At 72.5% G+C, this 22,707-nt stretch carries 21 protein-coding genes; 9 read left to right on the top strand and 12 right to left on the bottom strand.

Translation table 11 applies throughout. The features are described 5' to 3' along the window. Window positions 1-69: 69 nt before the first annotated feature. Window positions 70-849 (bottom strand): HAD-IIA family hydrolase, encoded by a 780-nt coding sequence (locus ACGF13_RS30410; RefSeq protein WP_392881167.1) that lies wholly within the window; start codon window positions 847-849, stop codon window positions 70-72. 288 nt (window positions 850-1,137) lie between these two features. Between ACGF13_RS30410 and ACGF13_RS30405 the strand changes: the two genes are divergently transcribed. Further along, window positions 1,138-1,764 (top strand): DNA-binding response regulator, encoded by a 627-nt coding sequence (locus ACGF13_RS30405; RefSeq protein WP_392881372.1) that lies wholly within the window; start codon window positions 1,138-1,140, stop codon window positions 1,762-1,764. A gap of 16 nt (window positions 1,765-1,780) precedes the next feature. Here ACGF13_RS30405 and ACGF13_RS30400 read toward each other — a convergent pair whose 3' ends face one another. From ACGF13_RS30400 to lanKC, 5 genes are all read right to left on the bottom strand, one after another. Next, window positions 1,781-3,511, bottom strand: coding sequence for an ABC transporter ATP-binding protein (locus tag ACGF13_RS30400; RefSeq protein WP_392881165.1), 1,731 nt, complete (start codon window positions 3,509-3,511; stop codon window positions 1,781-1,783). Beyond that, window positions 3,508-5,295, bottom strand: coding sequence for an ABC transporter ATP-binding protein (locus ACGF13_RS30395; RefSeq protein ID WP_392881162.1), 1,788 nt, complete (start codon window positions 5,293-5,295; stop codon window positions 3,508-3,510). The genes ACGF13_RS30400 and ACGF13_RS30395 overlap by 4 nt, the downstream gene beginning before the upstream one ends. A gap of 141 nt (window positions 5,296-5,436) precedes the next feature. Next, window positions 5,437-5,553, bottom strand: coding sequence for a SapB/AmfS family lanthipeptide (locus ACGF13_RS30390; protein WP_380646254.1), 117 nt, complete (start codon window positions 5,551-5,553; stop codon window positions 5,437-5,439). 81 nt (window positions 5,554-5,634) lie between these two features. Continuing rightward, entirely contained in the window at window positions 5,635-5,751 is a 117-nt protein-coding gene (locus ACGF13_RS30385) for a SapB/AmfS family lanthipeptide (RefSeq protein WP_392881160.1), read from the bottom strand. Window positions 5,752-5,889: 138 nt separating this feature from the next. Next, window positions 5,890-8,502 (bottom strand): class III lanthionine synthetase LanKC, encoded by a 2,613-nt coding sequence (lanKC, locus tag ACGF13_RS30380; RefSeq protein ID WP_392881158.1) that lies wholly within the window; start codon window positions 8,500-8,502, stop codon window positions 5,890-5,892. A 512-nt stretch (window positions 8,503-9,014) separates the two neighbouring features. Here lanKC and ACGF13_RS30375 point away from each other — a divergent pair. Further along, window positions 9,015-9,665, top strand: coding sequence for an ABC transporter ATP-binding protein (locus ACGF13_RS30375; protein WP_392881156.1), 651 nt, complete (start codon window positions 9,015-9,017; stop codon window positions 9,663-9,665). Between the two features lie 4 nt (window positions 9,666-9,669). Then, complete coding sequence (locus tag ACGF13_RS30370) at window positions 9,670-12,198, top strand: FtsX-like permease family protein (RefSeq protein WP_392881153.1); 2,529 nt, start codon at window positions 9,670-9,672, stop codon at window positions 12,196-12,198. A gap of 20 nt (window positions 12,199-12,218) precedes the next feature. On the opposite strand, the gene ACGF13_RS30365 is transcribed toward ACGF13_RS30370, so the two are convergent. Continuing rightward, window positions 12,219-13,331 carry a sensor histidine kinase gene (locus ACGF13_RS30365; RefSeq protein ID WP_392881151.1) on the bottom strand — a complete coding sequence of 371 codons (1,113 nt, stop codon included), beginning with the start codon at window positions 13,329-13,331 and terminating at the stop codon, window positions 12,219-12,221. 811 nt (window positions 13,332-14,142) lie between these two features. Here ACGF13_RS30365 and ACGF13_RS30360 point away from each other — a divergent pair. Continuing rightward, window positions 14,143-15,219: a Gfo/Idh/MocA family oxidoreductase gene (locus ACGF13_RS30360; RefSeq protein ID WP_392881149.1), complete on the top strand. Its 1,077-nt coding sequence runs from the start codon at window positions 14,143-14,145 to the stop codon at window positions 15,217-15,219. A gap of 62 nt (window positions 15,220-15,281) precedes the next feature. Further along, entirely contained in the window at window positions 15,282-15,797 is a 516-nt protein-coding gene (locus ACGF13_RS30355) for a hypothetical protein (protein ID WP_392881146.1), read from the top strand. Here the strand turns inward: ACGF13_RS30355 and ACGF13_RS30350 are convergent. Together ACGF13_RS30350 and ACGF13_RS30345 are read right to left on the bottom strand one after the other, a co-directional pair. After that, on the bottom strand, window positions 15,784-16,206 hold the full coding sequence (locus ACGF13_RS30350; protein WP_049649700.1) for a type II toxin-antitoxin system VapC family toxin: 423 nt from the start codon (window positions 16,204-16,206) through the stop codon (window positions 15,784-15,786). The two genes, ACGF13_RS30355 and ACGF13_RS30350, sit on opposite strands and share 14 nt — an antisense overlap. Further along, a complete protein-coding gene (locus ACGF13_RS30345; protein WP_063349249.1) occupies window positions 16,199-16,483 on the bottom strand; it encodes a type II toxin-antitoxin system Phd/YefM family antitoxin in 285 nt (94 codons plus the stop codon). Before ACGF13_RS30345 ends, ACGF13_RS30350 begins: the two co-directional genes overlap by 8 nt. A gap of 227 nt (window positions 16,484-16,710) precedes the next feature. Here ACGF13_RS30345 and ACGF13_RS30340 point away from each other — a divergent pair, with 227 nt between their 5' ends. Continuing rightward, the gene (locus ACGF13_RS30340) at window positions 16,711-17,004 is read left to right on the top strand and encodes a DUF6412 domain-containing protein (RefSeq protein WP_392881143.1); all 294 of its coding nucleotides are present in this window, start codon (window positions 16,711-16,713) and stop codon (window positions 17,002-17,004) included. A 118-nt stretch (window positions 17,005-17,122) separates the two neighbouring features. Next, on the top strand, window positions 17,123-17,839 hold the full coding sequence (locus tag ACGF13_RS30335; protein WP_392881140.1) for a YidC/Oxa1 family membrane protein insertase: 717 nt from the start codon (window positions 17,123-17,125) through the stop codon (window positions 17,837-17,839). Window positions 17,840-17,846: 7 nt separating this feature from the next. On the opposite strand, the gene ACGF13_RS30330 is transcribed toward ACGF13_RS30335, so the two are convergent. After that, window positions 17,847-18,530, bottom strand: a complete 684-nt coding sequence (locus ACGF13_RS30330; protein WP_392881137.1) for an HAD family hydrolase — start codon at window positions 18,528-18,530, stop codon at window positions 17,847-17,849. 112 nt (window positions 18,531-18,642) lie between these two features. Beyond that, window positions 18,643-19,218, bottom strand: coding sequence for an NUDIX hydrolase (locus ACGF13_RS30325; RefSeq protein WP_392881134.1), 576 nt, complete (start codon window positions 19,216-19,218; stop codon window positions 18,643-18,645). 407 nt (window positions 19,219-19,625) lie between these two features. Here ACGF13_RS30325 and ACGF13_RS30320 point away from each other — a divergent pair, with 407 nt between their 5' ends. Beyond that, on the top strand, window positions 19,626-20,393 hold the full coding sequence (locus ACGF13_RS30320) for a CDP-alcohol phosphatidyltransferase family protein (RefSeq protein WP_392881132.1): 768 nt from the start codon (window positions 19,626-19,628) through the stop codon (window positions 20,391-20,393). Window positions 20,394-20,714: 321 nt separating this feature from the next. Here ACGF13_RS30320 and ACGF13_RS30315 read toward each other — a convergent pair whose 3' ends face one another. Continuing rightward, entirely contained in the window at window positions 20,715-20,924 is a 210-nt protein-coding gene (locus ACGF13_RS30315; protein WP_392881130.1) for a hypothetical protein, read from the bottom strand. Between the two features lie 166 nt (window positions 20,925-21,090). Here ACGF13_RS30315 and ACGF13_RS30310 point away from each other — a divergent pair, with 166 nt between their 5' ends. Beyond that, a complete protein-coding gene (locus tag ACGF13_RS30310; RefSeq protein WP_392881128.1) occupies window positions 21,091-22,470 on the top strand; it encodes a LuxR C-terminal-related transcriptional regulator in 1,380 nt (459 codons plus the stop codon). The last annotated feature ends 237 nt before the right edge of the window (window positions 22,471-22,707 follow it).

Below are 22,707 nucleotides of genomic sequence, written 5' to 3'. Positions count from 1 at the left end.
GGCGACCGGCCGGAACGGGGCCCACGACAGAACCGCGGCGGCCAGAGGGCTGCCGGGGCGAGGACGCCCCTAGATCAGCTCGATCAGGTCGGCGATCGACTGGACCACACGGCCCGGCCGGTACGGGAAGCGCTCCACGTCGGAGGCGGAGGTCAGCCCGGTGAGCACCAGGATGGTCTCCATGCCGGCCTCCATGCCCGCGACGATGTCGGTGTCCATCCGGTCGCCGATCATCACGGCCGTCTCGGAGTGGGCCCCGGCGGTGTTCAGCGCCTCGCGCATCATCAGCGGGTTGGGCTTGCCGACGAAGTACGGCTCGACCCCGGTCGCCTTGGTGATCAGGGCCGCGACCGAGCCGGTGGCCGGCAGCACGCCCTCAGTGGAGGGGCCGGTCTCGTCCGGGTTGGTGCAGATGAACCGGGCGCCCTGGTTGATCAGGCGGATCGCCTTGGTGAGCGCCTCGAAGGAGTAGGTGCGGGTCTCGCCGAGCACCACGTAGTCGGGGTTGTTGTCGGTGAGCACGTAACCGGCCTGGTACAGCGCGGTGGTCAGCCCCGCCTCGCCGATCACGTACGCGGTCCCGTTCGGCCGCTGGCTCTTGAGGAACTTGGCGGTGGCCAGGGCGGAGGTCCAGATGCACTCCTCGGGCACCTCCAGCCCCATTCCCGCGAGCCGGGCGCTGAGGTCGCGCGGGGTGTAGATGGAGTTGTTGGTGAGGACCAGGAAGGGCTTGCCGGACTCCCGCAGCTTGCGCAGGAACTCCTCCGCCCCGGGGATCGGAGTGCCCTCGTGGATGAGGACCCCGTCCATGTCGGTCAGCCAGGACTCGATGGGCTTGCGCTCTGCCACGTAGGTGTCTCCTCGGTCTTGCAATGGTACTGAACGAATTCGCACATCACTCCGGACCGGACACCTTCGGCCGGCCGGGCGCCACAGGCTGCCCCAACGCCGACCAGCGTAGTCGCCCGAGATGCCACCGGAAGTGGCGGCCGCCCGGCCCCTTCCCGATCCGGGTGTCCGGCCCGACGACGACGGCGGCCCGTACGGCGAACGCACCGGAACCGTCCCGCGCCGAGTCACGGCGTGTTGTCTAATGAAGTGCCGTGTGTGACGGTCATCCGACAGGGGGAGTTGCTGATGATCAGGGTGTTGTTAGCCGAGGACATGAGCATGGTGCGCAGCGCTCTGATGGCTCTCCTCGCGTACGAGGACGATCTGGAAGTCGTCGCCGACGTGGGCCGCGGGGATCTGGTCGTGCCGACCGCGCTCGAAGTACGGCCGGACGTGGCAGTCCTCGACATCGACATGCCCGGGCTGGACGGGCTGCGGGCCGCGGCCGAACTGCGCCGGAAGCTCCCGGAATGCGGCACGTTGGTCCTCACCGGGCTGGTTCGCCCGGCGTACCTGCGCAGTGCGCTCGCCGCCCACGTTCTCGGTTTCCTGGGTAAGGACGCCCCGGCCGAGGAACTGGCTGCGGCGATCAGGAAGGTGGCCGTCGGGGAGCGCGCCATCGCCCCGGAGCTGGCATTGGCCGCCCTGGACGTGCGAGAGAACCCGCTGACGCCCAGGGAGTTGGACACCCTTCGGCTCGCGGCAGAGGGCGCCTCCGTCACCGAGATCGCCGCCCGTCTCTTCATCTCGACGGGCACTGCCCGGAACCACCTGGCCGCGGCTGTGTCCAAGACCGGGGGGCGCAGCCGGGTAGACGCGATCCGGATCGCCGAGGAGATGGGCTGGCTGCCGGTGGAGCCCCGGATGGGCTGACGCCCGCGCGGTTGCTTCAGTGGGCTCCGGCCGGGCGCAGCCAGTGGCCGGCGAGGTCTCGGTAGAGGCCGGATCGTGTCAGTAGCTCCTCGTGGGAGCCCACGATGGTGGCGGTCCCGTCCATGACCAGGACCCGATCGGCCCGCAACGCTGAGCTCATCCGGTGAGCGATGACCAACAGGGCTCCCGGGCGGCGGATGAACGCCTCCTCGGCCCGGGCCTCGGAGGCCGGGTCCATGAGGCAGGTGGCCTCGTCCAGGACAACCAGCTCGGCCGGGGACAGGTAGGCGCGTACCAGCGCGATCTGCTGGCGCTCTCCGGCCGAGAGCCCGTCCGGCGCGATCTGCGCCCGGTAGCCGCCGAGCCGTTCGACCAGCCCTTCCAAGCCGATGGCGGCCACCGCCCGGTCCACGTCCCCCGGGCGTGCGTCGGCGTTGAGATAGCGCAGGTTCTCGTCCAGGGTGCCCGCGAAGACGTAGGCCTCCTGGGGGATCAGAACGCGGTGGCGGGCGAGTTCGACGGGGTCGTCGGGCAGCGGAAGCCCACCGAGTCGCACCTCGCCGCTGGTCGGCCGGAGCAGGCCGGCGATCAGGCCGGCCAGGGTCGACTTCCCGATCCCGCTGGGCCCGACCACCACCAGGTGCTCGCCCGGGCCGATCGTCAGGTCGAGGTCGCGGACCACCGGCTCTGCATCGGGACCGTAGGCGAAACTGACCTTGCTCAGCTCGACGCCGTACGGGCCGGGCACGCGCGGTGAGGGCACGACCGCCGGCGTGGTGGGTTCGGACGGGGCGGATTCCAGGATCCGCCGCAGGGTGACGGCCAGCCGCACCCCGCTGCCGCCCAGGCCCTGGACCAGGGTCTGCAGAGCGGGTTGGAGCCCCTGCATGACGTAGGTGACGGAGCCGAGCAGCACGCCGGCCGTCACGCCATGGCCGGACAGCCAGGAGGCCGTGGACAGTAGCAGGACCAACGGGAGCCAGCCGCCGATGGCCAGCACCAGGGTGCGGCCGGCAGTCAACCGGGCTACCCGCTGCGCCGCCCGAGCCTGCCGATCGACTGCCGCCGAGAGCCGGTCGCCGGTCCAGCCTTCTGCGCCGGCTGCGCTCACGTCGCGCAAGCCGGCGATAACGGCACCCGCCTCGGCGGCGAGCCGCTCGTCGGCGCGCAGCAGTTCCCGCTGGCCGTCGGTCGTGCTTCGGAGCATCAGCGCCAGCAGGCCCGCCGCGGCGAGCAGCGGCGGCAGGACCACGGCCAGAACCAGCGGCTCCAGGAAGCACATGCCCAGCAGGGCACCGCCGACACTGAAGACGAACCTGCGGACGACCATGGTGATCCCGGCGTATGCCTCGCGGACGATTTCCGCCTGCTGGGTCAGCCGGGCGACGCCCGACGTGTCGGGCCGCTCGGGGGCCGTCCGCGCCGCGCGTAGCCCGCCGGTGACCACCCTGCGTACCAGATCGTCCCGCAGCGGTTCCACCAGGGCCGCCAGCCGTGGGTAGACCTGGCGGGTCGCCCATGCGCCGACGAACACGGCGACGCCGAGCAGGGCCAAGTGGGCCATGCCGACCGCTGGGCGGCCGGCGCCGAAGCCGGAGTCGACCGAGCTCGCCACCAGCCGGCCGGCCACGAACCCGGGCAGTGCCTCGATCGCCGACCACAACGCCAGCTGGGCGACCACCCGCGGGCGACGGCGCAGCGGGGCGAGGAGTTCGGCTCGGAGCGAGACCTCGGGCGTCCCCTTCACGCGCCCACCTCGGCGGGCTTGGAGCTCGCACCGTCAGACCGGTCCTCATCGGCAGGACCGTCGGGCTGGAAGACGGCCCGGTACTCGGGCAGGCCCCAGAGCTCACTGTGCGGGCCGATCCGTCGGATGCCACCGCCGTCGAGCCAGGCCACGAGGTCACACCGGGCGGCGGTCGAGGCCCTGTGGGCGACGATCAGGCGGGTACGGCCGGCCAGCTCGGTGGTGAGCGCGGTGCTGACCCGGAATTCGGTCACGGTATCAAGGCTGGAGGTCGCGTCGTCCAGCACCAGGACCCGTCCCTGGTGCATGAATGCCCTTGCCAGCCCTATTCGTTGGATCTCGCCGCCAGACATCGGCACGCCCCGCAGGTCGGTGCGGTAGCCTTCCGGGAGGCGGTCGACGAAGGCATCGATGCAGGCCGCCTCAGCGGCCCGGGAGAGCCTCGGCCGGTCCGTCTCCGTCACGTCATCCAGGGCGATGGCCTCCCCGACCGTTCCGCCCAGCAAGGCCGGGCGTTCGAAGGCATACCCGATCGCGCCGCGCAACTCCTCGCGCGAGAGCTCGGGCAGCGGCACCCCGTCGAGGAGGACGGCTCCCGCCTGGGGATCCGTCAACCGACCTGCCAGTGCCGCGAGCAGTGACTTTCCGGTGCCGGACCGGCCCACGATGGCGAGCGAAGCCCCGCCCGGCACCGTCAGGTCGAGTCCCTGGAACAGCACCTGCCCGTCCACCCGCATGGTGACCGCGCGGAGTTCGAGGCGGCCGGGGCCCGGCGGGAGCACCCCGGTGCCGTACGCCATGGCGGGCTCCGCAAGCACCTCCTGGATGCGTCCGGCACCAGCCCTGGCGCGGGCGAGGCGGCCGAGGAGCATCGCGGTCATGCCTACGCCTGCGCCCAGGGCTGCATACCGGGAGGCCGCCAGCATCTCACCCAAGGTGACTCGGTTCGCGGCCAGCCCGAAACCGGCCACCGAGAGAACGGCAACCTCCAACAGCGGCACCAGCAGGGCGCTCTGGCCAGCGACCTTGGTCTGCGCCCGCCAGAAGCCGTGGCCGAGGCCGCTCAGCTCCGGGAGCGGCCGCAGCACGCGCTCCACCTCCCGGTCCATCGTGCCTGCGGCCGCGATGGTCCGCATGCCGCCCAGGGCCTCGACGAAACCGGCGGCGATGGCGCCCTGGACCTTCTGGTACCGGGCGATCAGGACCGACATGTCCTGGGCGTACGAGCGCAGGAAAAGGACCAGTGCGGGCATACCGACCAGAAAGGTCAGGGCCAGCCAGGGGTCGATCAGCCAGAGCGCGACAACGCTGGTGAGGGTCGGCAGGATGGAGAGCGCCGCCCAGACGGCGGCCTCCGCGGCGGCGCCGGCGTCGACGGCGCTCCCGATCAACCGGGCCGTGAGATCGCCGGGGTTGAAGCGGGCGGTGACCCGGCCGCCGAGGGTGAGCAGGTGGGCGAGCTGGGCCCTGCGCAGCCAGGCCGTGCCGACGGCAGAACTGCGGCCGGCGGCGAGATCGGCCAGCACCTCGCAGAGGACGAACACGGCGATCACCGCCGCGCAGGCGGTGATCCGTCCGTCGTCCGTCCGGCCGGACATCGCGCTGTCGACGGCGCCACCGACCACCGCGGGCAGCAGTACCTGAGCCAGCACGCTACCGACGGCCGCGAGTACCAGGAGAAGGGCCCAGCCACCGGCCTGCCGTACCGCACGCAGCAGAATGCTGTCGGCTGCCCGGCCGGGTGTCTGCACGATCCGGTCGGCCGCTGCTGGGGAGTCGGTCATCACTCTGCTCTCCGGGTCGTCACGCTGGACTGGGTACCGCGGTCATGCGGTGGAGCCGTGAGGCGCGCCGGCCTCCTGGCCCTGGGCGCGACCGGTGTCCCGCCCAGGGCCAGGAGGCCTAACCGACTAGTTCAGCCGATGTCAGTTGCACCACAGCCAGCTGGAGTTCGAGCAGTTGTTGCTGTCACCGCTACCCATCGGGGCCATCTCCTCGGCCTCGGTCGGAAGCTCCATCGTCTGCAGGTCAAGCAGCGCCATGTTCCCTGTCCTCTCTGGTGAGTCGTGCGTCGGTTCGGCGAAGCGGTGCGGAGGTAGTGCGACCCGTTCCGGAGGTCAGGGTCAGTTGCACCACAGCCAGCTGGAGTTCGAGCAGTTGTTGCTGTCGCCACTCCCCATCGGGGTCATCTCCTCGGCCTCGGTGGGCAGCTCCATCGTCTGCAGGTCAAGCAGCGCCATGATTCTCTTCCTTTCCGCTGGATATCGGTCTTGCCCATGTGGGCACCCCTCCGGGACCCGGAGGGGAGTCAGAGAGGCGCACGGGCGTGTCGGTTCGGGCGGCGCACGCCCGCGCACCGGTCAGGGTGGTCGGCCGGTTCAGGAGGTCCGGGCCGGCCCGAGGAAGGGCAGATGGACCGGGGTGTCGCCGAGAGCCGAGCCGAGGGCGAGCAGGACGCCCGCGGAACCGGTGGCGAGATCCATCGACAGCCGAAGGAGCTGCTCTCCGGGGTAGGCGAGCCGGCTGTGGTAGGCGAGGGCGTGCAGGGAGAGCGCCGTGATCTGCACGGCCACGTCCGGGTCGTCGACCGGCTGCGCGAACCGGGACGTCGAGACGAGGTGCTGCAGGATTCCGGCCCGGCCGTTGAAGAGGCCGGACAGCACGTAGTGCTCGGACTGCGAGGAGATCCGCACACCGTCGGCGGCGGCGCGGAACTGCTCGTCCTCGCGGTGCGCCAGGTAGCGCTCCAGGACGATCGCCAGGCCTGCGCTGCCGGTCGCGAGGTAGGGCATCGAGCGCCAGCCCTCGTTGACGTGAACCGCGCCGTCGGCCCGGGTCAGGCAGCGGCGCAGGTCCTGTCGCAGGGCGGTGGCGGCCAGGTCCAAATAGGCCTGGTCACGGGTCTGCTCGTACAGCCGGACGAACATCAGGGCCGGCCCGGCGGAGCCCCGCATGAGCCCGGCGTGCGGGTGGCGTCCGCCGCTGGTGTCGGCTACCTCCTCGGCGCCGCCCAGCTGTCCGGCCACCAGGTCGGCGGCCCGGAGGGCGGCCTCGCGCAGCGTGGACTCCCCGGTGGCGTCGGCGAAGTGCGCGAAGTTGAGCGCGAGACCGGACAGGCCGCTCTGCAGGTCGGTGCCCAGCCGCTCCCAACCCTCGGCGAGGCAGAGCTCCAGGACGTTCAGCGCGTCGGCGCGGTGACCGAGGCGATCGAGCACGTGGGCGACGCCGTGCAGGCCGTCGTAGAAGCCCAGTCGGGCCCGCGCGTCCTTGCGCAGGGCACGCTCCAGCAGCCATTGCTCGTGCTGCGGGAAGCGGCCGGCGCCGGTCGCGTCCAGTGCGTACAGCACTCCCGCGGCGCCGTGAGCGATGTTGAGCGCGCCGGTGCTGAACTGCTCGATGTCGCCGGGGAAGAGTCGGTCGTCGCGGTCCGGGGTGGCGCTCCCGAGAATGGCGTCGGCGAGCGAGTCGCGGGTGGCGGGCCAGGCGTCGCGGTCCGGGGCCGGCAGCGGCAGGGCAGCCGGCTCGAAGACCGTCGCGGGGGTGCCGGTGGGCGGCAGGCCGTCCGTGCCGGTCGAGCCGCTCGGCCCGAGGATGTCGCACACCGCGGCGTCGAGGAACTCGCGCGGCACCGGGAAGCGCCGGGCGATCTCGTCGGCCAGGTGACGGGCCTTGCCGAGACTCTGCCGGAGCATCGCGGTCAGCGGCATGAACATCGCGAGCCGGATGCAGCCGAGGGCGTAGCGGTCGATGGCGAAGCCGGTCCGGTCGCGCGGAGCCGCGTAGGCGGGGTTGCCGAGCGCGGGCTTGGTCTCCGTCTCGACTGGTGCGGCGACCTCGTAGTCGATCAGCGCGACGCCCCCGTCCGGGCGGACCATCACGTTGAACGGGTGCAGGTCGCCGAAGACCACGCCACGCCCGTGCACGGCGTCGACCGCCTCCTCGACGGCCCGGCAGATCCCGAGCGCCCAGTCCGTGTACTCGGCGATCTCCGCCTGGTCCGTCCGGGACTTGTTGTACGGGTACCGCTGCCCGAAGTACTTGTTGAGCGGTTGGCCGTCCAGGAACTCCTCGACCAGGAAGTGGTGGTCACCGACCACGAAGTAGTCGATCACCCTGGGAACCACGCTCAGCCCGGCGAGCCGTTCGAGGATGTCCCGCTCGTGCTGGAGGCGTTCGACCGCGTCGAGACCGTCGTTGGTCAGGCCGGCGTGGGCCCGGGCCTCCTTGAGTACGATCCGCTCACCGCTTTGGGTGTCCACGCCGGTGTAGATGCCGCCGCCGTTGGAGAAGTGCAGCACCTGCTCGATCCGGTACGGCAGGCCCTCCAGAGACTCCTTCCGACGAGCCTCCAGCTGCGGCACCAGGAAGTCCGGCAGCTCCACCCACTCCGGGACGTGAAAGGCCGGCTCGCGCCTGTCGGGCACCAACGTGCCGTCAGGCGCCTCGATGGCCTGGACCAGCGCGCCCTGCTCGGAGACCATGTGCCGCTCGGCGAAGCCTCCGTAGCGCACGTACAACGGGCCCTCGTTCCAGCGCAGGTCGCTCAGGATGTAGGGACCGGCCTCACCGCCGATGCGCTCCTCCAAGGCGTCCAGCAGAGTCTTCAACTGGGCCTCGTCGCGCGGGTAGATGGTGACGAGTTTGCCGCTGGATCCCCGGTGCGCGTACTTCATGTTCCGGGTCTGCAGGATGTGCCGGCCAGCCAGATGCTTGAACGGGATGCGCTCGGCCCAGCAGTAGTCCGCCACCTCGTCGAGAATCCGGTCGGCGTTCTGCTGGCGGCCGGAGGTGTGGATCTTCCAGCCCTGCTTGGGCAGTGGCTCGCCACCCTCGGGGCGGTAGATGACCCAGTCACCATGCTCGATCCGGCTCCAGCCCTCGGGCACCGGTCGGCCGGAGAGGGCGAAATCGAGGCCCTCCTCATTCAACGTGGTGGGCGAGTCGAAGAAGGTCGGATCGGCCATACAGTACACGTCGTAGTGCTTGGACATTCGCCACCCCCGTGACTTCTCCGAAAAGATTCCGTATTGCTCGGAACGTGTCGGCAAAAAATATCCGCCAAATCGGCGGAACTCCGGATGGCCGCACCAAAGGAATGTCGATCGAAATGTCGATCAAACCGATTCCCGGCAGCCCGTGTTCGACTGCTTCGAACGGGATCGATCATTGCACCGTCGATCGGACTTTGACCACGCTGCAGTCCATGGATCACTCCATGCGATCCGCATGGGTTCGGCTGCGGATTCTCCACCCCGGGGCCGTAACGGGCGGCCGAACCGTCCGATCCGGCTGCTCGGCGGTTACCGCGGCGCACGGTCTTGGCTAGGCTGGCCGCCCGTACGGGGCGGTGCGGCATACCGAGGAGGGGATTCCCGTTTTCTCGCGGACTGCGGATTCCGGCGATCCGGAACATGATCTTTCCGTTTCGGACCCGGCGGTCCGGCTCGACGGGGTCAGCAAGGTGTACGGGCACGGAGCGGGCGCCGTACACGCCCTCCGCGAGGTGTCGATGGATTTCCGGCGCGGCGGGTTCACCGCCGTCATGGGGCCGTCCGGGTCCGGGAAGAGCACCTTCCTGCACTGCGCCGCCGGACTCGATCGGCCGACCTCCGGGCAGGTCCGGTTGGCCGGCCTGGACCTGGCGGCGCTGAACCCCAACGAGCTGACGATCCTGCGCCGGCAGCGGATCGGCTTCGTCTTCCAGGCCTTCAACCTGCTCCCGTCGCTGACGGTAGAACAGAACATCACCCTGCCGCTGCGGCTGGCCCGGCGTCGGCCGGACCGGGCCTGGCTGACCGAGATCGTCGATCGGACCGGCCTGACCGAGCGGGTACGGCACCTGCCCACCCAGCTGTCCGGCGGCCAGCAGCAGCGGGTGGCCATCGCCCGGGCCCTGGTGACCCGGCCCGAGGTGGTCTTCGCGGACGAACCCACCGGTGCCCTGGACAGCACAACCGGCACCGAGGTCCTGCGGCTACTGCGACACGTGGTGGACGGGCTGGGGCAAACCGTGATCATGGTGACCCACGACCCGGTCGCCGCGTCCTACGCGGACCAGGTCTACTTCCTGGCCGACGGCAGCTTCGCCGATGTCCTGGACGGGCCCACGCCCGAACGGGTCGCCGAACGGATGACCCTCCTGGGAAGGCGCTGACGACATGCTTCTGCTGGCCTGGCAGACGGTGCGCGCCCGGAAGACGGGCTTCGCCGGCGCGTTCACCGCGCTCACCTTCGCCCTCATCCTGACCGTCGGCTGCGGGGTCCTGCTGGAGTCCGCCCTGCGCGCGGGCACACCGACCGAGCGTTACGCGGCGGCTCCCGTCGTGATCGGCGGCAACACCCGCATCCCCGACGCGGGGCCGCTGGCCAACCGGCTCGCCGAGCTGCCCGGCGTCTCGGCCGCCGTCCCGGAGGTCTCCTTCCCGGCGGCGGTGATCACCGGGGACGGGAAGGTCCTCTCCGGTCCACAGGGCGGCCCGTCGCTCGGGCACTCCTGGACGAGCGCCGCCCTGGCGCCGTTCCTGCTGACCTCCGGCCGCGCCCCGGCCGGGCCCGACGAGGTGGTCCTCGACGCCGCCACCGCCGCCCGCGCCGGGGTGACCGCCGGCGGTACCGTACGGCTGGCCACCACCGAGGCGCCGCGTGCTTACACCGTGACCGGAGTGGCCACACCACCACATGAGTTGTCCCGCCAGAACGCGCTCTTCTTCAGCCCCGAGCAGGCCGCCCGGCTCGCCGGGACGACGACCGGCGCGAACGCGATCGGCCTCGTCTCCGAAGGCGGGGCCGACCCACGGTCGGTGGCCGAGCTGGCCCAGCAGGCGCTGGCCGCCGCCCGGTCACAGAACGGCGGCGAGTACTCGTCCGAGCCCCGGGCGCACACCGGCGACGAGCGCGGCGAGCTGGAGTTCGCCGGAGCCCCCGGGCCGGGGGACGGCCTCTCCTCGCTCGCGGGGACAATGGGCGTGCTGTCACTGTTCGTCTCGGTCTTCGTGGTGGCCGGGGCGCTCGCGCTCTCCGTCCAGCAGCGGTTGCGCGAGATGGCCCTGCTGCGGGCGGTCGGTGCCACCACCGGCCAGGTGCGGCGGATGATCGCGCTGGAAACGTCGGTCCTGACCGTGGCGGCCGCGGTGATCGGCATCCCGTTGGGGATCGGCCTCGCCATGCTGCTACGGGGCCAACTGGTCGACCGCGGAGTGGTCGGTTCGGACGTGCGGCTGCACATCGGGCCGACCGCTCCACTGATCGTCCTCGGCGGTGTGCTCGTCACCGCGCAGTTGGCCGTCTGGGCCGCCGCTCGCCGTGCCTCCCGGGTCGAGCCCACCCAGGCGCTGCGCGATTCCTCGACGCCGCCGCCCGGCATCGGCTGGATCCGGACCGGGCTCGGGCTCGTGACGCTCGCCGCGTGCGGCGCAGTACTGGGCGGGTCGACGAGTAGCCGCAGCGGCGCCGGCACGGCCGAGAGCATGGTGCTGGTGCTGCTGCTCGGGGTCGCCCTGCTCGGGCCGCTGATCGGCCGGGTCGCCAGTGTGGCGATCGGCTGGCCGGTGGGCCGGCTCTTCCCGGTCGCCGGGTTCCTTGCCTCCGCCGCTCTGCGGGCCCAGCCCCGCCGTTTCGCCGCCGCCGTCACTCCTCTGGTACTGGCGGTGGCCTTCACCGGCACCGTGCTGTTCGTCCCGGTGATCAAAGCCCAGGCCAACGTGGCCGAGGACGGCCGCCGGCTGCTGGCCGACCACGTGGTTCAGTCCGGCAGTATCGGCCTGCCCCCGGAGTTCGTCCGCGCGGTACGGCAACTGCCGGGCATCGAAGCGGCCAGCGGGCTGTCCTCCATCACCGCCACAGTGTCCGCCGGCACCACCGACACCACGGGTGTGGACGCCCGGATCGTCGACCCACAGGGGCTGGATCGATTGGTCGACCCCGGGGTGACAGCCGGCTCACTGGACCGGTTGCGCGGTGAGAGCATCGCGCTGGGCGCGCGGCAAGCCGCCGCCCTCAAGGCCGGCGTCGGCTCCACCGTCCGGATCGGCTGGAAGGACGGTGTCAGCAGCACTGCCACGGTCGTCGCCGTCTACGACCGCGACGCGCGGTTCGCCGACGCGCTGGTGCCCTCCACCTTCGCCGCCACCCATGCACCGAACCCACTGGCGCCGATCGTCCTGGTCCGCAGCACTCCCGAAGCCGATCCGCAGCAGGTCGGGCAGGAACTCCAGAGCCTCACGTCGGCCTACCCGATGGCCCGCGTCAGCGACCGGGCCGACTATGACGAGAGGCGCCGGCAGCAGCAGGAAGCCGCCACCGCAATGGGCCGACTGCTGCTCGGCATGATCAGCCTGTTCACCGCGATCGCCGTGGTCAACACCTTGATGATGGCGACGACCGAACGGCTGCGCGAGTTCGCGCTGCTGCGGCTGGTGGGCACCACGGACCGCCAGGTGTTGCGGATGATGGCATGGGAGGGCGGAATCACGGTCGCCGTGGCGCTCGTCATCGGTATGGGGGTCACTGCCGCCGTTCTCGTCCCGGTCAGTCTCGCGCTCACCGGGACGGCCTGGCCGTCACTGCCCTCGAGTTGGGAGGCCGGGGTGCTGGGCGGGGCGGCGTTGCTGGGTGTGGGCACCGTGCTGCTGACCACCCGGGTGGCGCTGCGGCGGAAACCGGTCGAGGCGATGGGGGTTCGCGAGTAGCCGACCGGCCCGCGGGGCGGTCACGCGGCCCTGGAGGCCCTGGCGGCCCCGGCCGGTCGGCCCGCAGCCCCGGCGGCCGGCGCCTCGACGACCGCCGAGAGGTGAAACCAGCCGGACTCGCCGTGCCCGGCGATCAGCTGCCCGCCGACCGCCAGGAGCCGCTCGGTGAGGTTGTCGATGCCGTGGCCGCCGTCCGGCTCCCCCGGTGCCCCAGCCGCCGGGACGCCGTCGTTGGAGACCGTCAGGCGCACGGCGCCGAGGTCGCCCCGGACCGCCCGGATCCGGCACTGCCGGGGCGCGCTGTGTCGCAGCATGTTGGTGACCGCCTCCCGCACCACAGTCGCCAGCACCGCGTCGACCTCCGGTTGCAGCGCCCCGCAGGCCAGCTCGACCTCGACGCTGATCCCGGCCGCTCGCAGCGCCGAGGCGGCCGAGCGGGACTCCTGGGCCAGCGACATCTGCAGGTCGCCGCTGGGGATCCAGCGAGTGTCCGTCATCGCCTGACGTACCATCACCAGCACCTCGGAGATCTCCGCTCGGGCCCGCTCCGGATCCTCCAGCGCCAGTCGCTCGGCGAGTTGGCACTTCAACGCCGCCACCGAGAGGCTGTAACCGAGCAGGTCGTGCAGGTCACGCGCGAAACGAAGGCGCTCCCGATCCACCGCGCGCTCCGCCAGCTCCGTCCGGGCCTCCCGCAACTCAGCAGTCAGATCCGCGAGTCGAGCCACGCCGAACACGACGATGCCGCCTACCGCGGTGGAGACGACAGCGTTGACACACTGGCCGGAGGTCCCACCCAGGCTCGCGGTGAGCGGGTACTGACTCACCGACAGTACGGCGAAGAGGATCCAGGAGCGCGGCGCGGCGACGGTCAGCAGTACCGATCCGGCGAACGAACCGGGGATGCCGACCCATGATCCGTCGAACACCAGGATCGGCAGATAGGTGAGCAGCCCGTGAACGAACAGGCTCCACGGCCACCAGAGCCGCTCCAGGCGCCACGGGCCCGCGTGCACGATCTGGAAGCCCAGCAGCAGCAACAGGACGACGACAGCGGGTACTTGGTACATCAATCCGTCGCGGTTGCCGACGGTAGCCACCACCGAGGCGGCGAAGAAACCGATGGCCACCATGACGACGATGCCCTGAGTGAGCCGCGACAGGGGGTCGCTGGGCCACCGGGACGTCCACCGCCCGGTCGGCCGCCTCGCGGACCACTCGTCATCGGTTCCGTACACGCTGTGACCCAAAGCGATCTCCCCCTGGTCGACTTGGCGTGCCGTCGGCGCGCGGGAGCCCACTTCGCACACGGCGCGACCCCCCACACGCCCCCCACCAAGAGCATAGTTCCTGAACGCAATATTTCTGCAACACGCGGTAATTGACCGGAAATAACGAGCCGGATGCCGACGGTCCGCGGCCGGAGCCGTCGCGGCGCTCGGTTCAGCGATCGGTCCCGGACCCACGGCCACGCCTTTCCGGTGATTCCGCACCGCCACAGCTCCGCGACCTTGTACGGGCCCGCGATGGACGACACCTGCGGTGGCGGAGAGCATTCACCGCTGCCGAGGCGGGTCGGGCCGGGCGCACCGAAATTCGTACAGCACTGGAGACAGGACGGCGCTTCGGCGTCGCGCTCCGCAGCAGCAACACTTCGACGACGTTCCCACTTCGACGCTCTCCCCTTCCGTGGACGGCTCTCAGCACTTCATGATCCGGGTCGAGCGGCCCGGGGCCCGGACCTGACGACAAGATCGCGGGTTGTCCACAGACTGGGACATGGTCTCGCCCGTGGCCGTCGACCGAAGAGCGGCCGAAGGACGGCCGAAGGCGCCCTCTCGGCTATCGAGGCGGCGGACATGCCCCCGGCGCTCCCCCGGCCGCGCTCCCCGGCCCCGTGCACCAAACCGGGAGCAAGCGGGCGCCCCGTGATTGAGTAGGCGCATGACCCCGAAGACGAGCTCCGGTCCGTTCCGCGTCGGCCTGGTCGGCTACGGCCTGGCCGGCTCCGCGTTCCACGCGCCTCTGATCGCCACCACGCCGGGCCTGCGGCTGGACGCCGTGGTCACCGCCAATCCCGAGCGGCGTGCCCAGCTGGCGCGTGAGCACCCGGGCGCCCGTGCCGTGGACACGCCCGAGCAGCTGCTCGCCGACCCGGACGCGCTCGACCTGGTCGTCATCGCCTCGCCCAACCGCACCCACGCGCCGCTCGCCCGCGCCGCCCTGCGGGCCGGCCTGGCCACCGTGGTGGACAAGCCGCTGGCGGGCACCGCCGCCGAGGCGCTGGAGCTGTGCCGGCTCGCCGAGGAGCGGGGCGTCCTGCTCTCCGTCTTCCACAACCGGCGCTGGGACGGCGACTTCCTCACCGCGAGCCGCCTGGTGCGCGGCGGCGCGCTCGGCCGGGTGCACCGCTTCGAGTCCCGGTTCGAGCGCTTCCGCCCCAAGCCCAAGCCGGGCTGGCGGGAGCTGGCCGATCCGGCCGAGGTCGGCGGCACCCTGTACGACCTGGGCAGCCACCTGGTCGACCAGGCGCTCACCCTGTTCGGGCCGGTCGAGACGGTGTACGCGGAGATCGACGTGCGGCGCGACGGCGCGGTGGTGGACGACGACGCGTTCCTGGCCCTCACCCACGCCTCCGGCACCCGCTCCCACCTGTGGACCAGCGCCATCACCCCGCTGATCGGCCCGCGGCTGCGGGTGCTCGGCGACACCGCCGGCTACGTCAAGCCCGGCATGGACCCGCAGGAGGCCGACCTGCGGGCGGGGCTGCGCCCGGACGGCACCCGCCCCTGGGGCGCCGACCAGCCCGCGTACTACGGCACCCTCGGCACCGACGAGTCCGCGATCTCGCTGCCGACCGACCCGGGCGACTACCCCGCCTTCTACCGGGGCGTCGCCGCCACCCTGGCCACCCCGGGCACCCCGCCCCCGGTCGACCCGCGCGACGCGGTGGCCGCCCTGGCCGTCCTGGAGGCCGCCCGCGCCTCCGCCGCGACCGGGACGGCGGTCCGCCTGGGCTGACGGACGGCCGCTCCTCCGGCCCGCTCCACCCTCCCTTGAACCGAACTCCTACGATGATCGCCATGAGCACTCGGGGGGAGCGGCGGGCCGCACGCAAGGCCGCGGACGAGGAGCGGATCCGCCAGGACCAGGAGCGGGACCGGCGGTTCAGCGAGCGTGAGAACGCCGGAGCGATGGCGCTGCAGCGGAAGGCCTGGGCCCGCGGGGACAAGACCGGCTTCGCCGGGTGCGTGAAGGTGGCCGGGCCGGACGGCCTGCCGGTCCTGATCGCGATCGAGCGGCCGTTCCGGTACCGGGAGCCCGCGAAGGGCAGCTCCGGCGAGAAGCTGCTGTACGTCCTCGCCGTCATCCCCTTCATGGAGATCGCCGTCACCGCGGTCGTCGTGCTGTTCCTGGCCTTCCGCTGGCTGTTCATCGAGCTGACCGGCCGCCCGCACTTCGAGGTCACCGCCCTCCCCGAGGGGGGCCGCGAGCAGGTGCTCGCCCGGACCCGGCGGCGCCCGGCCGCGATGAAGGCCGCGACGGCCCTGGCGGACGAGGTGGAGCGCAGCGGGACGGCCGCCCTCACACCCCGATGACCTCCACCGCCGAGCCCAGCCCCCGGAAGTCCGCCACGTTGCGGGTGTACAGCGGCAGCCCGTGGGCCGAGGCCACCGCGGCGATCATCAGGTCTATCCGGCGCGGGCGCGGCTGCCGCCCCGCGGCGATGGTGAGGGTGACCAGCGTCCCGTAGCGGGCGGCGGCGGCCGCGTCGAAGGGCAGCGGGTCGAAGTCCGCCATCGCCGCGCCCAGCACCTCCAGCCGGGCCGCCCGGCTGGCCGGGTCCCTGGCCATCGACACGCCCTGCTGCAACTCGGCGAAGGTGATCGCGGTCAGCTCCGGCACGGCCGGCAGGTCGGACGGGCTGAGCAGCGCCAGGTCGATGTACACGCAGGTGTCCAGCACCCCGGCCGGCCGTCGCCGGGGCGCCCTGCGGCGCTCAGCCACGCCGCCGCTCGAACGGGTCGTCGCCCTCGTCCCCCACCAGTTCCTCGGGCCCGAAGTACTCCTCGGCCTCCTTGCGCATCTGCTGGTAGTCCACCCGCGGCAGCTTCACGTGCCGCGCCACCAGCTCCTCCGCCGTGAGTCGCCGGCGCCCGGACACCGGCCGCAGCTCGGCGACCTCGACCCCGTTCCTGGTGATGTGGAAGGTCTCCCCCGCCTCCACCGCGTCCATCACCGCGGCGGAGTTGTTCCGGAACTCCCGCTGGGTAATCGTCTTCACCCTTCCACGGTAGCCCCGTGTAGCCCCGCTGGCTACACCTCTGCACGTCCCATCCCCGGGCCGGGAAGGGCACCTTCGATCACGAACGGAAACGGGACGCCGACGGGCGCGGGCGCGGGTGGGGATGCACCGCCGGGGAAATCCCCGACGGGCGGGAACCCTGCGGCTCGTAGGATCGTCGTGCTGGTACATCAGGGAGCCGAGGACACCGGGAGGGGGAGGGCGCCGTGGCCGTGGTCGCGATGCTGCTGGGCCTGCTCCGGGTGTTGACCGGGGAGTTGGTGGCCGACAGCGGGACGCTGGCGTCGGTTGCCGCCGTGGCGACCGTGGCGCTGGTGGCCGGGGCGGTCGCCGGGGCACTGGCCGGGGCGCGGCTGCTGGGGGCGCGGGCACCGGCGGCGGTGCGCAGCGGGGTGCTGCGGCGTCGGGCGTTCGGTACGGCGTTCCTTCCGCAGCGTGATCCGGATGCCCGGGGCAGGCGACGCCCCAGGGCGCCGGGAGCGGCCCCGGCGGCCGCGTAAACCCTCTTCCGCCGGTCTTCCGCGAGTCTTCCGCAGGACCGTAGGACCGTAAGACGTTCTTCGTGGCCGTCCTCCGCCGATCACTCATGTCCTGAGACCCCGGAGGGCTCGCTTCACCATGTCCGTACTCGCCGTTCTCGACCCGGCCGTCGCCGTGGCGCACGCCGTCGTCGCCGCCGTCGCCCACCTGGTGCCGACCGCACTGGCCATCGTCCTGTTCACCGTCGCCGTCCGGCTGGCGCTGCATCCGCTGGCGCGGGCGGCGGCGCGCGGGGAGAAGGCCAGGGCGCGGCTGGCGCCGAAGGTCGCCGCGCTGCAGCACAAGCACCGGGACCGGCCGGAGAAGCTGCGGGAGGCGATGGCCGAGATGTACCGCAAGGAGCAGGTATCGCCGTTCGCGGGGTGCCTGCCGGTGCTGGTGCAGGTCCCGTTCTTCTCGGTGATGTACCGCCTGTTCACCACCCCGAACGACCTGCTGGACCACACCCTGTTCGGCGTGCCGCTGGGCCTGCACGTCACCGGCGCGCACGGTGCCGGGCAGTGGGTGGTGTTCGGGGTGCTGTTCGCCGGGCTGGCGGCGGTCGGGGTCGTCAACTTCCGCCGGGCCCGGCGCGCGGCCGCGACGGCGGCGGCAGCAGCGACAACGGCGAAGGCTCCGGCGCAGCCGGGGGCGGGGCTGCTGCCGTACCTGTCGTTCGGGTCGGTGCTGTTCGCGGCGCTGGTGCCGGTGGCCGCCGTGCTCTACCTGCTGACGACCGGCGTCTGGTCGGCCGCCGAGCGGGCGTGGCTGCACCGGGACGGGACGCCCGTCCCGGCGGCCTCGATGATGGGCTGACGATCCGTCAGAAGTGGCGCAGCAGCTCGGGGAAGGCCCCGAGCTGCAGCGTCGCCTCGTCGGGGCCGAGTTCCGTGTGCTCCAGCACCCAGGTGTGCTCGTGCGGGATGAAGACGGTGCGCAGGCCGGCCCGGCGGGCGGGGGCGATGTCGGACTTGGGCGAGTTGCCGATCATCCAGGTCCGGCCCGGGTCGAGGCCGAGGTCGGTGGTGAGCTGCCGGTAGGTGTCGACCGACTTCTCGGCGACGATGTGGATGCCCCGGAAGTGGTGGTCGATGGTGGACTCGGTCACCTTGCGCTGCTGTTCGTCCTGGTCGCCCTTGGTGAGCAGGAGCAGGTGGTGGCGGTCGGCGAGGGCGGCCAGGGTGTCGGCGACGCCGGGGATCAGTTCGACGTCGCGGCTGGTCAGCGGGGTGAGCAGGTCGTCGATGCGGGCCTGCTCGTCGGCCGTGGGGGTGCGGCTGTTGAGCTGCTGCAGGCAGTCGGCGAGGCTCTGCCGGAAGACGGTGGCGCCGTAGCCGAGGGTGGCGGAGTTGGCGGCCTCGATCTCGTTCAGCAGGGCCCTGGTGCGCACGTGCTCGGCCGGGGCGGCGACCCAGTTCAGGAAGCCGTCGATGACCCGCTCGAAGAGGACGTTGTTCTCCCAGAGGGTGTCGTCGGCGTCGAAGATCAGGGTCTGGTCGGTGTGCATCCGGTGGTCTCCAGGGGACGTCGGTCGGGCGGCAGGGGGCGGTCAGGCGGGCAGCGGCGGAAGTCGGTCAGGCCGGAGCCGGTCAGGCCGGAGCCGGTCAGGCGGGAGTCGGTCAGGCGGGCGGCAGCAGGCGGGCGGCGCGGTCGAGGGTCTCACGGAGGTTCTCCTCGGTGGTCCGTCGCCCGGCCTCCTCGACGGTGAGCCACTCCAGCGGGGACGCCGGGTTCTCCGGCCGGGCCAGTTCCGGGGTACCGGTGGCCAGCAGGAAGCGCAGGTCTGCGTGCTGGTGCGCGGGTTCGGCGGGCGAGGCGGGGACGGGCACCACGGCGAGGTGGACGAGGGCCGGGCCGGGCCAGGGGGTGAGGTCGGTCAGGCCGGTCTCCTCCAGGCCCTCGCGCAGGGCGATGTCCAGCGGCCGGGTCTCCCCCGGGTCGCCGTGGCCGCCGACGTGCAGCCAGGCCTGCTGACGGACGTGCCAGCGCAGCAGGACGCGGCGGGTGGGCGGGTGGACGATCAGCGCGGAGGCGGTGAAGTGGAGCGGGAAGGTGCCCCTGTTCCAGGCGTCGGCGACGTCGAGGAGCCGGCGGGCCCGCTCGTGGTCGGCGGTCTCCACCGGCCCGTGCGGGCGGTGGTCCGCCAGCAGTCGGGCCAGGTCGGGGCTCTGGGACGGGCCGCCCGTGGTCACCATGGATCTGCGCTCCTCGTTCTGCTCCGGGACCGCGCGGACCGCGTCGACCGGCGCGCGGGCGTGCGGGCGTGCGGGCGCGGGCGGTCGGGGGCGAGCGGTCGGCCCCGGGGCTTCGGGTTCCGGCGAACCCGCGCAGCCTAGCCCGGCCCGCTCGGGCGGCCCACCGGTTTTCACCGCTGCACACGCCGCCGCCCACGCCGCCGTACACGCCGCCGTTCAGACCGCCGTTCAGACCGCCGCCCGCACCGCCCCGCACACCGCCCCGCACCCCTCCGGAAGCCGTCCGCGACAGACGTTCCGCCGGTGGACACCTGCCGTACCACCACCGGTGCCCCACCCGGTCGGGGCGTTCCCCCGGAGGCCGTAGCCTGTGGTGATCGTTTCAGGACAGGTGGAGGGAAGTCGTCATGGTGGCTGCTCCGGCGCTCGCCGAGCTGCGCGAGGTGTGCCAGCCGCAGGCCAAGCTTCAGAGCCGCAACGGCGAGCACTGGGCGGGCCGGATGTACATGCGGGCGATCTCGCTGCGGACGACCCGGCAGCTGGTGCGCACCTCGGTGTCACCGAACACCCTCACCTGGGTGATGGTGGTGTGCGGGGTCGGCGGCGGTGCGGCCCTGCTGATCCCGGGCCTGACCGGTGCGGTGCTGGCCGCCGTACTGTTCCAGCTGTTCCTGCTGTTCGACTGCGTGGACGGCGAAGTGGCGCGCTGGAAGCGCCAGTTCAGCATGGCCGGGGTGTACGTGGACCGGCTCGGCGCCTACCTGGCGGACGCCGCGCTGATGATCGGCGCGGGCGTACGGGCGGCGCGCGACGGGTCGGAGCTGTGGGTGTCGGCGGGACTGGCGGCCGCGCTGGGCGTGGTGCTGCTCAAGGCCTCGACCGACCTGGTGGACGTGGCCCGGGCCCGCAGCGGGCAGCTCCCGGCGACCGAGGAGTCGACGCAGCCGCGTTCCCAGGGCATCGCGACGGCCCGCAGGCTCGCCTCGGTGTTCAAGATCCACCGGGTGACGAACGGCATCGAGGCCTCGCTGGTGCTGCTCGCGGCGGCCGCGGTGGACACGGGGCTCGGCAACCTGGACGCGACGCGCTGGACGCTCGCGGGCATCACGGTGATCACCTGGGGCATGGTGGTCGCGCACCTGGCGTCGATCCTGTCCTCCTCGCGACTGCGCTGAGCGCGCGGGCGGCCGGACGGACGGACAAACGGACGAACAAACCGCCGGACCGCCGAACCGCCGGAATCGGCAACGCGCCCTGCACGGGAAGTCGACTCTGCCGACTTCCCGTGCAGGGCGCGCCACTTCGCCGGGAGGCTCAGCGGCCGGAGCGGCTCGCGGACGCGGCGGACCCGGCGGCGGACGCAGCGGACGAGGCAGTCGAGCCGGCCCGGCCGGTGGCGGTGGTGGCGGTACGGACGGAACGCTTCAGGGCCATGTGCATGGCAGGATCCCTTTCCGGGAGGAGGGTCGAGGAGACGGAAGTCGCGCCGCGGCCGGTCAGCTCAGCGGCTTGCCGGGGCACCAGGCGTCGCCCCAGGCCGTCGTCGCGACGCAGCTGTGGCCGCCCTGCCCGTAGCTCGCACCCGCGCCCGAGCCCGTCGGCGTCGCATCGTCGAACACGGAGGCACCGGCCGGGGACACCCCGCCCAACCAGGCGGCGGCGCCCAGCGCGACCGCGGCCAGGGTCCGCGTCACGATTCCTCGCATGCCGACAACTCCCATCACTTCGGGGGACAGTTCCACATGTTCCGGACCTCTCCGCGGTTCCCGCCGCAGCGCCCGGCCCGTGCTCGCCACCCTGCCAGGCGGCGGATGGCCACGGCATCCCCCGCAAGGGATCATGAGCCTGCCTGGCAGCTTTAGGAGGCATGCGATGGACCCCGAGACCGGCCCCGATCCGACCGTCGACGTACCCGCACTCGACAGCACCGCCGTCACCCTCTACCGCTGGACGGTGGTGAACGAGCAGCTCACCCCGGCGACCCTGGCGCGGGCGGCGTCGGAGACCGACCTGAGCCTGGCGGAGTGCGAGGCGGCCGTCCGGCAGCTCACCGGGGCCTGCCTCTTCCAGGAGCTGCGCTCACCCGACGGCCCCGCGCGCGAGACCCCCGCGGGCGAGGCCCCCGCCTGCGGCGGCCCGATCGCCTGGCGGCCCGTCAGCCCCCAGGCCGCGACCGCGCAGCTGCTCTCCGCCCGCGACACCGCCCTGCGCGCCCGGGAGGAGGCCCTGCGCGAGCAGCGGCGGCTCGTCCAGCAGCAGCGCGACGGCCTCGCGGCGCTGGTGCCCGTCTACCTCCAGGCCCGCCAACACGCCTTCCCGCAGGGCACCATCGACCGCCTGCCGGACAAGTTCGCGGTGCGCTCGATGCTCACCGACGTGATCGACTCCTGCCGCAGCGAGGTGCTGGTCTCCAAGCACGGCGGAGCGTTCTCCCCCGCCGCCCTGCGCGAGGCGCTGCCGCGCGACCTGGAGCTGCTCGACCGGGGCGTCCGGATGCGGAGCCTCTACCAGCACGCGACCCGCTTCGACCAGCCCACCCGGGTGCACGCGGAGCAGCTCATCGAGGCCGGCGCGGAGATCCGGACGCTGCCGGAGGTGCTGCCGCAGCTGATCATCGTCGACGGCACGCTGGCCCTGCTGCCCGCCAGCTCCGGCGGCGCGCTGATCATCCGGGAGCCCGACCTGATCAGCTACCTGCTGACGGTCTTCGAACGGGACTGGGAGAACGCGACCCCGTTCGCCAGCGGCCCGCAGGCCGCGCACGACGTCACCAAGACGATGAAGCAGAGCATCCTGGTGCTGCTCGCGAAGGGCCTCAAGGACGAGTCCATCGCCCGCCGCCTCGGCATCTCCCTGCGCACCTGCCGCCGGCACGTCTCGGACCTGCTGGACAGCCTCGGCGCCCACAGCCGCTTCGAGGCCGGCGTGGTCGCGGAGCGACTGGGCCTGACCTCGCACCCGGCACCCGCCACCCCCACCGTCGGAACCGACGAACCCGCGCCGGAGACGCCCACACCGGAGACGCCCACACCGGAGACGCCCGCACCGGAGACGCCCGCACCGGGGACCCCCGCACCGACCGAGCCCGCACCGACGGCGGCCTGCCCCGCCTGTGACGGACCACTACCGGCACCCGCCCCCTCCCCCGACGGCCGGCGCCCGGGCGGCCGACCGCCCCGCTACTGCTCGCCCCGCTGCCGCTCCCGCGCCTACCGGACCCGCCGACGGGAACAGACGGACGGCGTCACCTGAGCGGCGAGCCGCCGGCGTCACGTAACCCGGCGACGGCGTGACGTAACCCGGGCGTGGGCCGCAAAATCGCGGGCGTCCACGGCGAGTCGGCGCAAGCGCGGGCTCACCGGCGCGGGCGGCTCCGACTCGTGGCGCCGGCCGGGCGGCCCTGAGCCGCCGGGGACGCGCAGGGCCTCACCGCGGCGCAGGCCCGGAGGACGTTCGGAACCGAGCGGGTGACCGGCACCGTGCGGGAGG

It is taken from the genome of Kitasatospora sp. NPDC048286 (assembly GCF_043201735.1).
Taxonomy (GTDB): domain Bacteria; phylum Actinomycetota; class Actinomycetes; order Streptomycetales; family Streptomycetaceae; genus Kitasatospora.
This window is presented reverse-complemented; position numbering and strand designations above follow the sequence as displayed.